Genomic DNA, 14,687 nt, shown 5'->3' with positions numbered 1-14,687 from the left:
GCCCCGGACATCCTGCGCTTCGGCTTCACGCCGCTGTACACGAGCTTCACGGAAGTCTGGGACGCCGTCGAGCACCTGCGCCAGGTGCTCGAATCCGGCGAGTGGAGGCAGGCGCGCTTCAACCAGAAGGCGGCGGTGACATGAGCTGTCCCTACCACCCGGACCCACACCACGAAGGCGAGCGCATCGTCGCCGACGAGGGCGCGAAGCTCGACTTCTCGCGCGACATGAGCTACGGCGACTACCTGCAGCTCGACGCCGTGCTGAATGCGCAGAAGCCGCTCTCGCCCGACCACAACGAGATGCTCTTCATCGTGCAGCACCAGACCAGCGAGCTGTGGATGAAGCTGATGCTGCACGAGCTCTCGGCGGCAGTGGGCTGCATCGCCAAGGACGACCTCGGCAGCGCCTTCAAGATGCTGGCGCGCGTCAGCAAGATCATGGAGCAGCTGGTGCACGCCTGGGACGTGCTGGCCACGATGACGCCGCCGGAGTACTCGGCGATCCGGCCTTACCTGAGCAACAGCAGCGGCTTCCAGAGCTGGCAGTACCGCTGCATCGAGTTCATGCTGGGCAACAAGAACGCGGCGATGCTCAAGCCGCATGCGCACCGGCCCGACCTGCTGGCGAAGGTGGAAGCGGCGTGGCGCGCGCCGTCGCTCTATGACGAATCGCTGCGCCTGCTGGCGCGCCGCGGCATGGCCGTGCCGGCCAGCCACCTCGAGCGCGACTGGACCCAGCCCTACCCGGCCAGCGATGCCGTCGAGCAGGCCTGGCTCACCGTCTACCGCGACCCGAAGCAGCACTGGGACCTGTACCAGCTCGGCGAGGAACTCACCGACATGGAAGACGCCTTCCGGCTCTGGCGCTTCCGCCACGTGACCACGGTCGAACGCGTGATCGGGTTCAAGCGCGGCACCGGCGGCACCAGCGGGGTGGGCTACCTGCGCAAGATGCTCGACACCGTGCTCTTCCCGGAGATCTGGAAGCTCAGAACCGACCTCTGAGCCGGGCTCGGAGGTCGGTGCCGCGCGTCAGAAGCTCTGCCAATCGTCGCCCGCAGGAACGGGCTCGAGTTTCTTCGGCGCGGCAGGCGACACGCTGGCCGGCTTGACCGGTGCCGCCTTCGGGGCCTTGGCCGCCACGGGCTTGCTCGCCGGCTTGGCGGCGACCGGCTTGGGCGCTGCCACCGCAGCCGTGGAGACCGCAGCATGCGCCTCGCCCTGCGCCAGCTTGAACACCGCCACCGCCTGCACCAGCTGCTGCGCCTGCTGCTTCAGGCTCTCGGCCGCCGCGGCGCTCTCTTCCACCAGCGCGGCGTTCTGCTGCGTGGCCTGGTCCATCTGGCTGACGGCCTGGCCCACCTGCTGAACGCCCGAGCTCTGCTCGACACTGGCCGAGCTGATCTCGGCGACGATGTCGCTGACGCGGCGGATCGAGTCGACGATCTCCTGCATGGTCTGCCCGGCGCGATCGACCAGCGCCGTGCCGCGCTCGACGCGCTCCACGCTCGCGCCGATCAGCGCCTTGATCTCCTTGGCTGCCTCGGCGCTGCGCTGCGCGAGGCTGCGCACTTCGCCGGCCACCACGGCGAAGCCGCGGCCCTGCTCGCCGGCACGTGCGGCTTCGACGGCGGCATTGAGCGCCAGGATGTTGGTCTGGAAGGCGATACCGTCGATCACCGAGATGATGTCGGCGATCTTCCGGCTGCTGTCGTTGATGTCCTTCATGGTGGACACCACCTGGCCGACCACCTCGCCGCCTTCCACCGCCACGCTGGAGGCGCCCAGCGCGAGCTGGTTGGCCTGCTTGGCGTTGTCGGCGTTGTTGCGCACCGTGGAGCCAAGCTGGTCCATGGTCGCCGCGGTCTGCTGCAGCGAACTGGCCTGGTGCTCGGTGCGGCTGGAGAGATCCTGGTTGCCCTGGGCGATCTGCGCGCTCGAGATGGCCACGTTTTCCGAACCCTGGCGCACCTTGCTCACTGCCTCGGCCAGGCCGCGCTGCATGGTGGCCAGGCGGGCCATCACGCTGGTGCTGTCGCCGGGGCGCAGCCGGATGTGCGTGCTCAGGTCGCCCTCGGCCACGGCACGCGCCACCTCGGCGGCCTCGCCGGGCTCGCCACCGAGCTGCCCGATCAGGCGCCGCGTGATCAGCAGCGACAGGCCGATGCCGAGCAGCAGCGTCACCGCCAGCAGCGCGATCACCAGCGCACGCGCCTGCTCATAGACGCCGACGACATGTTCGGCCGCCTGCTGCCCGCCCGCGAAGTTGTACTTGTTGAGTGCGTCCAGCGCGGAGACCGTCTCGTCGAAGGCCATGCTGGCCAGGCCGTCGCTGATGTCGGCGGCGTCCTGCTGCTGCTTGTCACGGCCGAGCTTGACGACCTTCTTCTGCGCCGCCTCGTAGCCCGACCAGCCCTTGCCGAGCGCGGCGAAGAGCGCCCGCTCCTCGTCGCTCTCGACCAGCGGCTCGTAGGCGGCCAGTGCCGAGGCCGCGGCCTTCGCGGACTGCGTCATCTTGTCTTCGTACTCGGCGTGGTAGCTGGTGTCGGAGGCGCGGCTGTGCTTCATCTCGAAGTCGCGCGACTCCACCACGGCCGCACGCAGCGCAGCGATGTGGCCGACGCCCTGCAGCCACTTGGCGTTCAGGCTCATGGCTTCCTGGTCGACCTGGCGCAGCCCGAGCAGGGAGGCGACGCCGATCACGGCGGTCAGCGCCAGCACCGTGAAGAAGGCGGCAAAGAGTTGCTGGCCGACGCGCAGCCTGCCGAAGGCTGCGCCCAGGCTGTAGAGGATCTTCATGGAGTGTTCCGGCTGGTGATCGGGAGGACGACGACCGCCGGGCTCACTTCTTGTGGCCGATGTAGCTGGCGCCGATGATCTTGCCGCTGCCGTCCTTGATCGGGTTGTAGCAGGCGTCGAAGGCGGTGCCGAGCACGTCGATCGGGCCGCAGTACTGCTGGCCCTTCGAGACCGCCTCGTAGGCCGCGTTGCGGGCCAGTTGCGTGCCGACGCCGCGCTTGCCTTCCGGCGTGAGCACGTTGGTGCTGACGCGCACGAATTCGTCGCCGCTCTTCACGAACACCGTGGCCGTGGCGTTGTGCGCCTTGCGGATGGCGTCGACCACGTCGTAGTTGTTGTTGATCTTGCGCTCGCCGAAGAACATGCCGGGAACTTCCTTGTCACCGGCCTTGTCGGTGCCGTTGAGCTTGGGCGCGCCGATCTTCGCCAGGCGCGCGTCGAGATCGGCGATGGTGGCCTTCGGATCGTAGGCGTGGGCGCTCGAGACACCGGCAGCGAGGGCGACGGTGGCGAGGATGGCGGTGAACTTCATGGCGACTCCTGTCACGGGGTGGGTTGTGTATGGACATGCGGACCCTCATGTCCTCCTGGCCCGGGCTATCGGCATCACAAGTGGCCGACTTGAGCCGCCTCCCGTGAGCGCACCAATCCGGTGCGCGAGGCCCGGCCGATACAATCCGCCCCCCGATGAGCCTGCCAGACCGCCTTGCCGTCCTGCCCCAGTACCTGCTGCCCAAGCAGGCGTTGACCGCATTTGCCGGGCGCGCCGCGTCGTTCGCGGCCGGCGAATGGACGACCTCGGCGATCCGTCGCTTCGTGGCGCGCTACGGCGTCGACATGAACGAAGCGGCCGATCCGGACATCGCGCATTACGCCACCTTCAATGACTTTTTCACGCGCGCGCTCCGTCCCGGTGCGCGCCCGCTGGCGGACTCGCCCTGGCTGTGCCCGGTCGACGGCACGATCAGCCAGTTCGGCGCGATCGAGCGCGACCAGATCCTGCAGGCCAAGGGCCACCGCTACAGCACCACTGCACTGGTCGGCGGCGACGCGGCGCTGGCGGCGCGATTCGAGGGCGGCCAGTTCGCCACGCTGTACCTCAGCCCGCGCGACTACCACCGCATCCACATGCCCTGCGCCGGCCGGCTGACGCGGATGATCCATGTGCCCGGCGCGCTGTTCTCGGTCAACCCGACCACGGCGCGCGGCGTGCCGGGGCTGTTCGCGCGCAACGAGCGGGTGGTCTGCGTCTTCGAGTCCGATCAAGGCCCGTTCGTGCTGACGCTGGTGGGCGCCACCATCGTCGGCAGCATGGCCACGGTGTGGCACGGCGTGGTCAATCCGCCGCGCCCGGGCACGCTGCGCGAGTGGAGCTACCCCGAGCGTGGCGAAGGGTCGGTTTCGCTGGCACGCGGCGCGGAGATGGGCCGCTTCCTGCTCGGCTCGACGGTGGTGATGCTGTTCCCGAAGGACACGCTGCGCTTCAACCCCGAGTGGGCGCCCGGGCGGGCCATCCGCATGGGTGAGGCGATGGGGCTGGCCGCCGGCAGCGACTGACTCCGGTCTGCCGCCGAGCGCTTCACGGCATCACTTCACACGCCGCCGGCACGCCGCCGCGCCGAGCGTGACAGGGGCTCAAGATCGGCGCGGTCCGGCCGATCACCCCTGATCCGCCTGATCCGACGAATGCTGCCTCTCCCGCCCTCGCTCTCCGGTTCCACGGGAGCGAACACCCTGCCCGCCCTGGACCTGCGCGGCCTGCGCGCCGGCGTCGCCGCGATGTACGACGGCGCCGACCGCGCCTGCGCCCAGCTGCGCGGCGCCCAGCTGGCCACCGTGCTGCGCCTGACGCCCTACGCCATGGCAGCCAACGTGGGCAGCGGCCTGGCGGTGCTGTGGGCCTTCCGAGGCGCCATGCCGGCCGGCATGGCGTGGTGGTTCGCGGCACTGGCTGTGGTGGCGGCACTGGCCACGCGGAACTGGTGGCAGCAACGCCATCGCCGCCTCGAGACCGCGTCGCCGCGGGCCGTGCATCGCGCCACGCGCAACGCCGCGCTGCTGGCCGGCGTCTGGGCCGCCGTGCCCCTGCTGTGGTTCCCCACCGCCACCGCCGCGCAGCAGATCCTGGTGGCCACGCTGTTCACCGGCATGCTCGGTGCCGGCACCTTCATGCTCGCCCCCCTGCCCCGCGCCGCCGTGACCTATGGGGCGATCTATACGGTGGCTGCGCTGGGTGCCTTGCTGCAGACGCGCGATGCGGACTTCAGCGGCGTGATCGCCCTGATCTCGCTGTATTCGCCGATGGTGGTGCTCGGCTCGCTGGCCGGCTGGCGCAAGTCGGCAGCCCTGATCGCCTCGCAGAACGAGGCGGTGCGCCAGGAGCGCATGCTCTCGGTGCTGCTGCAGGACTTCGAGCAGCACGCCGACGAGGCGCTGTGGGAGACCGGCATGTCGGGCCACCTGCAGCATCTGTCGCCGCGGCTGGGCGAGCTGCTCGGCGTGACCGAGGACGACATCCGCTCGCAGCCGCTGCTGGCCTTGCTGGAGCGGCGCGCCGTCGAGGGCTTCGACGAGTTGCAGCATGCACTGGACGCCGGTGCGCCGTTCCGCGAGCAGCCGCTGGCCGTGCGCCACGGCGACGGCGTGCGCCACCTGGCCTTCAACGGCAAGCGGCTGCTCGACGAGCGCGGCCGCACGCTTGGCTGGCGCGGCGTGATCGCCGACGTCACCGACAAGGTGGCCAGCGAGCGGCAGCTGCGCCAGCTCGCCCACGCCGATTCACTCACCGGCCTCGCCAACCGCTTCATGTTGCGTGACGCGCTCGCCGCGGCGCTGCGCCAGAAACGGCCCGGCGCGCTGCTGATGGTCGACCTCGACCACTTCAAGCGCGTCAACGATGACCTGGGCCACAGCGCCGGCGACGAACTGCTCAAGTCCATCGCCCAGCGGCTGCGCGACAGCCTGCGCGCCGGCGACATGGTGGCGCGGCTCGGCGGCGACGAGTTTGCCGTCGTGATGACGCATTCCGGCGAGGCGCAGGAGGCCGCCGCGCTGGCCGGCCGGCTGATCGATGCGCTGCAGTGGCCGGTCGACGTGCAGGGCCGCCACCTGCGCGTGGGTGCCAGCGTGGGCATTGCGCTGTTCGACACCGTCGAATCCGGTGTCGACGACCTGCTCGTGCAAGCCGACACCGCGCTCTATGCCGCCAAGGAAGGCGGCCGCGGGCGTCACGCCTTCTACACGCCGGCGATGGGCGAGCACAGCCGCCGCCGCGTGGCGGTGGAGGAAGGCCTGCGCCACGCCGTGCTGCACGAGCAGCTGTCGCTGCACTGGCAGCCCAAGGTGGACATCGAGAGCTGGACCATCGTCGGCGCCGAGGCGCTGATGCGCTGGGACCATCCGGCGCTCGGCCGCGTCAACCCGGCAGAATTCATACCCATTGCCGAGCAGACGGGGCTGATCGACGACCTCGGCCGTTGGGCGCTGCACGAGGCCTGCCGTGCCGCCGCCGGCCCGCTGGCCGGGGTGTGCATCTCGGTCAACCTGTCACCGGCCCAGCTGCGCGACGCGCGCTTCGTCAACCACGTGCGCGATGCGCTGCGCGAATCGGGCCTGAAGCCGGCCATGCTGGAGCTGGAGATCACCGAGTCGGTGCTGATGGAAGACGTGCACGGCGCGCTCGAGCAGCTCCACGCGCTGCGCGGGCTGGGCGTGCGCGTGGCGCTCGACGACTTCGGCACCGGCTTCTCGTCGCTGGCCTACCTGCGCCGCTTCCCCTTCGACACGCTGAAGATCGACCGCGCCTTCGTCAACGAGGTGCTGCTGCAGAAGGACGCGCGGGCCATCGTCCGCATGATCGCCCAGCTGGCCACCACGCTGGGCATGCGCACGGTGTGCGAAGGCGTCGAGACCGCGCAGCAGCTGGCTGTGGTGGCCAAGGCCGGCTGTCACGAGGTGCAGGGCTACCTCGTCTCGCCGCCCAAGCCGCTGATCGAGCTGCAGAAGTTCCGCACCGCGTGGCAACCGCACGCACCGGAGATGAACACGCTGCACTGAGCCCGGCCGGGTCTCAGCCACGAAGGCCGAGCATCGCCCTCGCTTCGCCCGGGCTGGCCACCTCGCGGCCGGCGCGGCGGGCGCAGGCCGCCAGCGCCTCGATCAGCGCGCCGTTGCCCGGTGCACGCTCGCCGCCGGGGAGGTAGAAGGTGTCTTCCAGACCGCTGCGCAGCATGCCGCCGAGCTCGGCGGTGCGCTGGTGCACCGGCCAGATCTCGGCGCGGCCGATCAGCGTGGTCTGCCAGACGCTGCCGGGCTTCACCCAGCGCGGCAGCAGTTGCAGCAGGTCGGCATCGCAGGGCATGCCCGAGGCCACGCCCATCACGAAGTTGTACTCGGGCCGGCCCATCTCCGGCTTGAGCATGCCGGCGTCGAGATACATGCCCACCGAGCGCACGATGCCGACGTCGAAGCACTCGAACTCCGGGTGCGTGCCGCACTCTTCCATCACGTCGAGAAACTGCTGCACCTTGGGCACCGGGTTGTCGAACACCATCGGCGGCCAGGCCCACTGCCCGTCGGACTTGATCTTCAGGTAGTTGAGGCTGCCGGCGTTGCAGGCGGCGATCTCCGGCTTGACGCGGCGGATGCAGGCGGCGGGGCCGGAGATGTCCTTGCCGATCACGCCGGTGGTGAGGTTGATGATCACGCCGGGGCAGGCCGCGCGGATCGCATTCACCACGGCTTCGGCCACGCCCGGATCCCAGCTCGGCAGGTGGCCCATGCCGCTCTCCTGCGCGCGCAGGTGCACGTGCATGATCGAGGCGCCGGCATTGAATGCATCGCGCGCCTCGGCGGCCATCTGCGCCGGCGTGACCGGCACCGGATGCTGCTTCGGGTCGGTGAGCACGCCGGTGAGCGCGCAGGTGAGGATCGCCTTGTCCATGGTCAGTCGAGCTCCAGTTCGACGAGAACAGCGCCGGCAGCCACCTGTCGGCCTTCGCTCGCCGCCACGCGCACCACGCGGCCGGCGGCGCCGGCGCTGACCCACATCTCCATCTTCATCGCCTCGATGCAGGCCAGCGGCTGGCCGGCCTCGACGGCCTCGCCCTCGCTCACCGCGACCTTGGCCACGACGCCGGCCACCGGCGCGAGCGCTCGGCGCGGGTCGCGCGCGGCGGCGGCCCGGGGGAGCGCCGACGGCTCGGCGAAGACGAAACCATGGGCATCCCGCGCGAAGTGCAGCTCATCGCCGTACCAGCGGGCCACTGCACTGCTCTGCACGCCCTGCCACTCGTAGCGCAGCGAGGCCTCGCCGGCCTCGATCAGCCTGATCGCATGGGACGCGCCGGCCAGCCCCACCTGCACGCGGCCACCTGCGCCCGGCCGCACGCGCATCGCCATGCGCTGCTCGCCACAGGCGAGCGCGAGGTCGTACGCCGCGACGCTGTCGGGCCGTTGCGGCGTGCCCGCGCGCAGCGCGAAGGCCGCAGCGGCCAGGCACCAGTCTTCGTCGCCGGGGGTCGGAGCCGCGTACAGCGCATCGCCCTGCGCCTGCGCGGCATCGAGCCAGGCGGTGGTGGTCTCGGCGCGGCGGAAGGTCGGGTGGTCGAGCAGATCGCGCAGGTAGCGCGCGTTGTTCCTCAGGCCCAGCAAGGGCGCGGTGGCGAGCGCCGCCCGCAGCCGGCGGATCGCGTCGTCGCGGTCGCGGCCGTGGGCGATCAGCTTGGCCACCATCGCGTCGTAGAACGGGCTCACCGTGCCGCCCTCGGCGATGCCATGATCGATGCGCACGCCGGGCTGCAGCGCCGACTCCGGCCGCCAGTGCCGCACCGTGCCGGTCTGCGGTGCAAAGCCGGCGTACGGATCCTCCGCATACAGCCGCACCTCGATCGCATGGCCGCGCATCGCCAGTTGCTCCTGCGCCATCGGCAGCGGCTCGCCCGCCGCCACGCGCAACTGCCACTCCACCAGATCGAGGCCGGTCACGCACTCGGTCACCGGATGCTCCACCTGCAGCCGCGTATTCATCTCGAGGAAGAAGTGCCGGCCGGCCTGGTCGAGCATGAACTCCACCGTGCCCGCGCCCACGTAGCCCACCGCCCGAGCCGCCGCCACCGCATCGCGGCCCATCGCCTCGCGCAGCGTCGGCGACACCACCGGCGAGGGCGACTCCTCGATCACCTTCTGGCGACGGCGCTGCGCGCTGCAGTCGCGCTCGCCAAGGTGGATGACGTGCCCCTGCGTGTCGGCAAACACCTGGATCTCGATGTGGCGGCCATGCTCGATCAGCCGCTCCAGCATCAGGGCGTCGTCACGGAAGGCGCTGCGGGCCTCGCGTCGCGCTCCGGCGATCGCTTCGTCGAGCTCGCCCTCGGCGCGCACCAGCCGCATGCCGCGCCCGCCGCCGCCGGCCACGGCCTTCACCAGCAGCGGGAAGCCGAGCTTCAGCGCCTCGGCGCGCAGCGTGGCGTCGTCCTGTGCCTCGCCGAGATAGCCCGGTGCGCAGGGCACGCCGGCATCGTGCATGCGGCGTTTGGCCTGCGCCTTGTCGCCCATCGCACGAATCGCCTCGGGCGGCGGGCCGATGAACACCAGCCCGGCGTCGAGGCAGGCCTGGGCGAAGGTGGCGTTCTCGCTGAGGAAGCCGTAGCCGGGGTGGATGGCCTGCGCGCCGCTGCGCCCTGCCGCCTCGATGATCGCCACCGCGTTCAGGTAGGACTCCGCCGCGGGCGAAGCGCCGATGTGAACCGCGGCATCGGCCTGCCGCACGTGCGGCGCCTGCGCATCGGCATCGCTGAACACCGCGACGGTGCGGTAGCCGAGCGCACGCGCCGTGCGGATCACGCGGCAGGCGATCTCGCCGCGGTTGGCGATGAGGATGGTCTCGAACGTCACTGCGCCATCCAGTTCGCCTTGCGCTTCTGCAGGAACGCCGTCTGACCCTCGGTGCCTTCCGCCGACAGCGCCGCACGCGAGAACACCTCGGCCGCTTCCTGGATCAGCGAGGCCGGGCTGTGCAGCCGCGCCTTGGCGATCAGCGCCTTGGTGGCCGCCACCGCCTGCGGCGCGTTCTGCAGGATGTCGTGCAGCGTGCGCGCCAGCGCCTCGTCGAGCGATGCGTCGGCGTGCAGCTCGTGCACGAGGCCCAGATCGAGCGCGCGCTGTGCATCGACGCGCCCGCCGGTCACCGCCAGGCGCCGCGCCTGCGAATAGCCCAGCCGCTCCACCAGGTAGGGCGCGATCTGTGCCGGCACCACGCCGAGCGAGGTCTCGGGCAGGCGGAACACCGCGCTCTGGCCGGCCAGGGTGACGTCCGCCGCGCAGGCCAGGCCGAAGCCGCCGCCCATCACCGTGCCCTCCACCACCGCCACCACGGCGCGGCCGCTGCGGCCGAAGTCGGCACAGAGTTCGCCGAACTGCGCGTTGAGCTCGGCGATCGCGTTCGGGTGGGTGGCCAGCTTCATGCGCGCGGTGGCCATCTCCGAGATGTCGGCCCCGGCGCAGAAGTGCCCGCCCTGCCCGCGCAGCACGATCACGCGCACGCCCTCGTCGTGCTCCGCCTCGGCCAGCGCCTCGCGCAGAGCCAGCACCAGCGCCATGTTCATGGCGTTGCGCACCTGCGGCCGGTTCAGGCTCAGGTGCAGCACCGCGCCCTCGCGGCGCTGCAGGACGACCGGCTCGCTCACTTCGCCACCTTCGGCAGCGTGCCCTCGAGCTTGCAGATGATGCCCAGCATCACCTCGTCGGCGCCGCCGCCGATGGAGACGAGGCGGCTGTCGCGGTAGGCCTGCGAGATCGGGTTGTCCCAGGTGAAGCCCATGCCACCCCAGTACTGCAGGCAGGAATCGGCCACCTCGCGCGAGAGCCGGCCGCACTTGAGCTTGGCCATGGAGGCGAGCTTGGTGACGTCCTTGCCGCCCACGTACATCTCCACCGCGCGGTAGGTCAGCGCGCGCAGCGCCTCCACCTCGGTGCGCAGTTCGGCCAGGCGGAAGTGCACCACCTGGTTGTCGAGAATGCTCTTGCCGAAGGCCTGGCGCTGCCGCGTGTACTCGATGGTCTGGTCGATCAGCCGATCGAGGCTGCGCAGAGAGCTGGCCGCGCCCCACAGCCGCTCTTCCTGGAACTGCAGCATCTGGAAGGTGAAGCCCATGCCTTCCTGGCCGATCAGGTGGCGCTGCGGCACGCGCACATTGTCGAAGAACAGCTGCGCGGTGTCCGACGCGTCCATGCCGATCTTGCGGATCTTCTGCTTGGTGATGCCGGGCGCATCCATCGGCACCACGATCAGGCTCTTGTTGCGGTGTGGGCCGCCCTGCTCGGAGGTGTTGGCCAGCAGGCAGCACCAGTCGGCCTTCAGGCCGTTGGTGATCCACATCTTCGAGCCGTTGATGACGTAGTCGCCGCCCTCCTTGCGCGCGCTGGTCTTCACTGCCGCCACGTCGGAGCCGCCGCCGGCCTCGCTGACGCCGAGGCAGGCCACGTAGTCGCCGGCGATGGTGGGGGCGAGGAACTCGCGCTTGAGTTCCTCCGAGCCGAAGCGGGCCAGCGCCGGCGTCGCCATGTCAGTCTGCACGCCGATGGCCATGGGCACACCGCCGCAGTTGGCTTCGCCCAGTGCCTCGGCCATCACCATCGAGTAGCTGAAGTCCAGGCCCATGCCGCCGTACTCGGTCGGGTACTTGATGCCCAGCAGCCCGAGGTCGCCGAGCTTCTTGAACACCGCGTGGCTGGGAAACTCCTGCGCGGCTTCCCATTCGGCCACGTGAGGGTTGATCTCCTTGGCCACGAAGCGCCGCACGGTGTCGGCGATCTGCTCGTGCTCGGGGGTGAACTTCATCGCGAACCTCCGGGTTCAGAAACGGGCCACGCCGAAGCTGTTGGGGCGCAGCGTGCGCGCGGCAGCCTCGGCGGCGAGATCCAGGCACAGGCCGAGCAGGCGGCGGGTGTCGCGCGGGTCGATGATGCCGTCGTCCCACAGCCGCGCGGTGCCGAACAGGGCGGTCGACTCCTTGTCGAGCCGCGCCTTGAGCGCATCGCTCATCGCCTTCAGCGCCTCGTCGTTGGCGGCTTGGCCGGCGCGCTCGAGCTTGCTGCGGTTGACGATGTCCATCACCTTGGCGGCCTGAGCGCCGCCCATGACGGCGGTACGCGCCGAGGGCCAGGCGAAGATGAAGCGTGGGTCGAAGCCGCGGCCGCACATGCCGTAGTTGCCGGCGCCGTAGCTGCCGCCGAGCACGACGGTGAACTTCGGCACGCGAACGTTGGCCACCGCCTGGATCATCTTCGAGCCGTGCTTGATCGCGCCGCCGCGTTCGGCGGCCGATCCCACCATGTACCCGGTGGTGTTCTGCAGGAAGACGAGCGCGGTGCCGCTCTGGTCGGCCAGCTGCATGAACTGCGCGGCCTTGGTGGAGCCGTCGGGCTGGATCGGCCCGTTGTTGCCGATCAGGGCCACGGCATGGCCGTGGAGGCGCGCGTGGCCGCACACAGTTTCGCTGCCGTAGCCAGGCTTGAACTCGAGAAAGTCGCTGCCGTCGACCAGGCGCGCGATCACCTCGCGCACGTCGTAGGGCTCGCGCTCGTCGGCCGGCACCACGCCCATCAGTTCCTCGCGGTCGAAGCGCGGCTCGGCGAAGGTGAGTGCAGCGCCGGCGGTGTCCCACGGCAGCTTGTCCATCAGCTCGCGGGCCAGCGCGATCGCGTGCGCGTCGTTCTCGGTGAGGTACTCGCCCAGGCCGGTGACCTCGGCGTGGGTGACGGCGCCGCCGAGTTCCTCGTCGGTGGCGTCCTCGCCGATCGCCGCCTTCACCAGCGGTGGGCCGGCCAGGTAGATGCTGGTGCGCCCGCGCACCAGCACCACGTAGTCCGACAGGCCCGGCAGATAGGCGCCGCCGGCGGTGGACGACCCGTGCACCACCGCAATCTGCGGGATGCCCGCGGCCGACAGCCGCGCCTGGTTGGCGAAGCTGCGCCCGCCGTCGACGAAGATCTCCGCCTGGTACATCAGGTTGGCGCCACCCGACTCCACCAGATAAATCAGCGGCAGCTTGTTCTCGCGCGCGATCTCCTGGGCGCGCAGCGCCTTCTTCAGGCCCATCGGCGCCACGGTGCCGCCCTTCACGCCGCTGTCGCTGGCCGAGATCAGCACGCGCTTGCCGGCCACCGTGCCGATGCCGACGACGCTGCCACCGCCGAGCACGGATCTCTTGCCGTCGTCGTCGTGCATGCCGAGGCCGGCCAGGCGGCTGAGCTCGAGGAAGCCCGAGCCGCGGTCGAGCAGGCGCGCCACGCGCTCGCGCGGCAGCAATTGGCCGCGCTGCTCGAAGCGCTCGCGCTTCGATTCGCTCTCGGCGATCACCAGGCCTTCCAGGCGCTGCACCTCGGCCAAGCGCTCGGCCATGCGCTCGGCGTTGGCCGCAAAGGCCGCGCCGCCCGTGTCGAGCCGCGACTCCAGCACCGGCATCAGGCGCCGCCTTTCAGCACCTCGGGCACCACCGCGCGGTGGAAGCCGTCGAAGGGTTGCGACTTGTCGTGGTCCAGGTCGGGGAACAGCGGGCTGCCCAGCGGCGCACCCCCGTCGATCGCCAGCGTGACGCCGGTGATGAACGCTGCGCCCGGGCTGAGCAGGAAGCAGATCGCCGCGCTGATTTCGGCCTCCACGCCGAGGCGGCGCAGCGGCACGTGCTTCTTCAGCTTGGGGATGATGCTGCGCGTCATGCCGCCGTAGGTGTCCATGCCGCTGGAGGCGATCCAGCCCGGCGCCACCGCGTTGACACGAACGCCGGCGTGCGCCCATTCGAACGCGGCGGTCATCGTCAGGTTCGACATGCCGGCCCGAGCCGCGCCGCTGTGGCCCATGCCCGGCATGCCGTTGCGGAAGTCGGCCGTCATGTTGACGATGGCGCCGCCATGCGCCTGCATGGACTGCAGGAATACCTCGCGCATCATCAGGAAGCCGCCGGTGAGGTTGTTGGCCACCACGGCGTCGAAGCCACGCTTGCTGATCGCCATCAGCGGCGCGGGGAACTGGCCGCCGGCGTTGTTGACGAGGCCGTGGATCGCGCCGTGCTGCTTCACGACCTCGGCCACGTTCGCCTTCACCGCCTCCTCGTCGCGAATATCGAAGGCGCGGGGGACCGCCCGGCCGCCATCCTCGGCGATCTCGGTGGCCACGCGGTCGAGCTTCTCGGCCGTGCGCCCGCTGATCACCACGGTGGCGCCGAGCGCGGCCAGTTCGTGGGCCACGCAGCGCCCGATGCCGCTGCCGCCGCCGGTGATCCAGTGCAGTTGCCCGGCGAACAGGCCGGGGCGCAGCACGCTGGCGTAGCGCGAAGGTGCATTCATGACGATGCAGCTTACGTTAACGTCATCGGCATGGCGTATAGGTGATTACACGGTGCCACGCGGCACCCGCGGTGCCTAGCATGCAGTCCATTCCCATCCATCGCACTGCCCCATGACCCTGGACGAATGCACCACTGCCATCCGCGGCAAGGTCGGCGACGACAGCGGCCTGAACGCCACGCTCAAGTTCGACTGCGGCGAGGCCGGCACCATCTATGTCGACGGCAAGGCCCTCCCCAACCGCGTCGACAACAGCGGCCACGAGGCCGACTGCACGGTGGGCATCACGCTGGAAAACCTCGCCGCGATGCTGCGCGGCGAACTGGAGCCCGCCACCGGCTTCATGACCGGAAAGTTGAAGGTGGCCGGCGACATGAGCGTGGCCCTGCGCATGCAGCGGGTCGTGTGAACGCCCCCCGAGACGCCACCGCCCGCGCCTTCGTCGCTTCCCACCGCGACGAGGGCAGCGCCGAGCTGTTCGGCATCACCGAACTGTGCCGCGAGTTCGGCATCACGCTGCGGGCGCTGCGCTTCTACGAG

General features: G+C 70.4%; 12 protein-coding genes and 1 pseudogene. 5 read left to right on the top strand and 8 right to left on the bottom strand.

The window, feature by feature from the left end; all coding sequences use genetic code 11:
- Window positions 1-144, top strand: a pseudogene (locus tag AB7U92_RS08090) (kynureninase); the annotation flags it as partial.
- A complete protein-coding gene (gene kynA, locus AB7U92_RS08085) occupies window positions 141-1,007 on the top strand; it encodes a tryptophan 2,3-dioxygenase (protein WP_428575671.1) in 867 nt (288 codons plus the stop codon). The pseudogene AB7U92_RS08090 and the gene kynA, both read left to right, overlap by 4 nt.
- Window positions 1,008-1,034: 27 nt before the next feature.
- On the opposite strand, the gene AB7U92_RS08080 is transcribed toward kynA, so the two are convergent.
- Complete coding sequence (locus AB7U92_RS08080) at window positions 1,035-2,801, bottom strand: methyl-accepting chemotaxis protein (RefSeq protein ID WP_428575670.1); 1,767 nt, start codon at window positions 2,799-2,801, stop codon at window positions 1,035-1,037.
- A 43-nt stretch (window positions 2,802-2,844) separates the two neighbouring features.
- Window positions 2,845-3,333 carry a Cache 3/Cache 2 fusion domain-containing protein gene (locus AB7U92_RS08075; protein WP_428575669.1) on the bottom strand — a complete coding sequence of 163 codons (489 nt, stop codon included), beginning with the start codon at window positions 3,331-3,333 and terminating at the stop codon, window positions 2,845-2,847.
- Between the two features lie 161 nt (window positions 3,334-3,494).
- Here AB7U92_RS08075 and asd point away from each other — a divergent pair, with 161 nt between their 5' ends.
- Both asd and AB7U92_RS08065 read left to right on the top strand, forming a co-directional pair.
- On the top strand, window positions 3,495-4,358 hold the full coding sequence (gene asd, locus AB7U92_RS08070) for an archaetidylserine decarboxylase (protein WP_428575672.1): 864 nt from the start codon (window positions 3,495-3,497) through the stop codon (window positions 4,356-4,358).
- A 129-nt stretch (window positions 4,359-4,487) separates the two neighbouring features.
- A complete protein-coding gene (locus AB7U92_RS08065) occupies window positions 4,488-6,857 on the top strand; it encodes a putative bifunctional diguanylate cyclase/phosphodiesterase (protein WP_428575668.1) in 2,370 nt (789 codons plus the stop codon).
- A 13-nt stretch (window positions 6,858-6,870) separates the two neighbouring features.
- Here AB7U92_RS08065 and AB7U92_RS08060 read toward each other — a convergent pair whose 3' ends face one another.
- Genes AB7U92_RS08060 through AB7U92_RS08035 form a run of 6 tightly spaced genes read right to left on the bottom strand, consistent with a single transcriptional unit; the run spans window position 6,871 to window position 14,147 of the window.
- A complete protein-coding gene (locus tag AB7U92_RS08060) occupies window positions 6,871-7,743 on the bottom strand; it encodes a 3-keto-5-aminohexanoate cleavage protein (protein WP_428575667.1) in 873 nt (290 codons plus the stop codon).
- 2 nt (window positions 7,744-7,745) lie between these two features.
- Entirely contained in the window at window positions 7,746-9,695 is a 1,950-nt protein-coding gene (locus tag AB7U92_RS08055) for an acetyl/propionyl/methylcrotonyl-CoA carboxylase subunit alpha (RefSeq protein WP_428575666.1), read from the bottom strand.
- On the bottom strand, window positions 9,692-10,486 hold the full coding sequence (locus AB7U92_RS08050; protein ID WP_428575665.1) for an enoyl-CoA hydratase/isomerase family protein: 795 nt from the start codon (window positions 10,484-10,486) through the stop codon (window positions 9,692-9,694). Before AB7U92_RS08050 ends, AB7U92_RS08055 begins: the two co-directional genes overlap by 4 nt.
- The gene (locus tag AB7U92_RS08045; RefSeq protein WP_428575664.1) at window positions 10,483-11,640 is read right to left on the bottom strand and encodes an acyl-CoA dehydrogenase family protein; all 1,158 of its coding nucleotides are present in this window, start codon (window positions 11,638-11,640) and stop codon (window positions 10,483-10,485) included. Before AB7U92_RS08045 ends, AB7U92_RS08050 begins: the two co-directional genes overlap by 4 nt.
- Window positions 11,641-11,655: 15 nt before the next feature.
- Window positions 11,656-13,266: an acyl-CoA carboxylase subunit beta gene (locus AB7U92_RS08040; protein ID WP_428575663.1), complete on the bottom strand. Its 1,611-nt coding sequence runs from the start codon at window positions 13,264-13,266 to the stop codon at window positions 11,656-11,658.
- Window positions 13,266-14,147 (bottom strand): SDR family oxidoreductase, encoded by an 882-nt coding sequence (locus tag AB7U92_RS08035; protein ID WP_428575662.1) that lies wholly within the window; start codon window positions 14,145-14,147, stop codon window positions 13,266-13,268. The genes AB7U92_RS08040 and AB7U92_RS08035 overlap by 1 nt, the downstream gene beginning before the upstream one ends.
- 112 nt (window positions 14,148-14,259) lie before the next feature.
- Between AB7U92_RS08035 and AB7U92_RS08030 the strand changes: the two genes are divergently transcribed.
- Window positions 14,260-14,556, top strand: a complete 297-nt coding sequence (locus AB7U92_RS08030) for an SCP2 sterol-binding domain-containing protein (protein WP_428575661.1) — start codon at window positions 14,260-14,262, stop codon at window positions 14,554-14,556.
- Window positions 14,557-14,687: the final 131 nt, after the last annotated feature.

The sequence above is a fragment of the Piscinibacter sp. genome, from assembly GCF_050175855.1.
In the GTDB taxonomy this organism is placed as follows: Bacteria; Pseudomonadota; Gammaproteobacteria; order Burkholderiales; family Burkholderiaceae_C; genus Piscinibacter.
Note: the sequence above shows the minus strand (reverse complement) of the source record. Positions and strands in the feature narration are given on the sequence as shown.

Bases quoted from the DNA above. Each gene is read 5' to 3' on its own strand.
- AB7U92_RS08045 (WP_428575664.1), bottom strand. From the start codon at position 11,640: ATGAAGTTCACCCCCGAGCACGAGCAGATCGCCGACACCGTGCGGCGC.
- AB7U92_RS08060 (WP_428575667.1), bottom strand. From the start codon at position 7,743: ATGGACAAGGCGATCCTCACCTGCGCGCTCACCGGCGTGCTCACCGAC.
- AB7U92_RS08075 (WP_428575669.1), bottom strand. From the start codon at position 3,333: ATGAAGTTCACCGCCATCCTCGCCACCGTCGCCCTCGCTGCCGGTGTC.
- AB7U92_RS08080 (WP_428575670.1), bottom strand. From the start codon at position 2,801: ATGAAGATCCTCTACAGCCTGGGCGCAGCCTTCGGCAGGCTGCGCGTC.
- AB7U92_RS08030 (WP_428575661.1), top strand. From the start codon at position 14,260: ATGACCCTGGACGAATGCACCACTGCCATCCGCGGCAAGGTCGGCGAC.
- kynA (WP_428575671.1), top strand. From the start codon at position 141: ATGAGCTGTCCCTACCACCCGGACCCACACCACGAAGGCGAGCGCATC.
- AB7U92_RS08065 (WP_428575668.1), top strand. From the start codon at position 4,488: ATGCTGCCTCTCCCGCCCTCGCTCTCCGGTTCCACGGGAGCGAACACC.
- AB7U92_RS08035 (WP_428575662.1), bottom strand. From the start codon at position 14,147: ATGAATGCACCTTCGCGCTACGCCAGCGTGCTGCGCCCCGGCCTGTTC.
- AB7U92_RS08040 (WP_428575663.1), bottom strand. From the start codon at position 13,266: ATGCCGGTGCTGGAGTCGCGGCTCGACACGGGCGGCGCGGCCTTTGCG.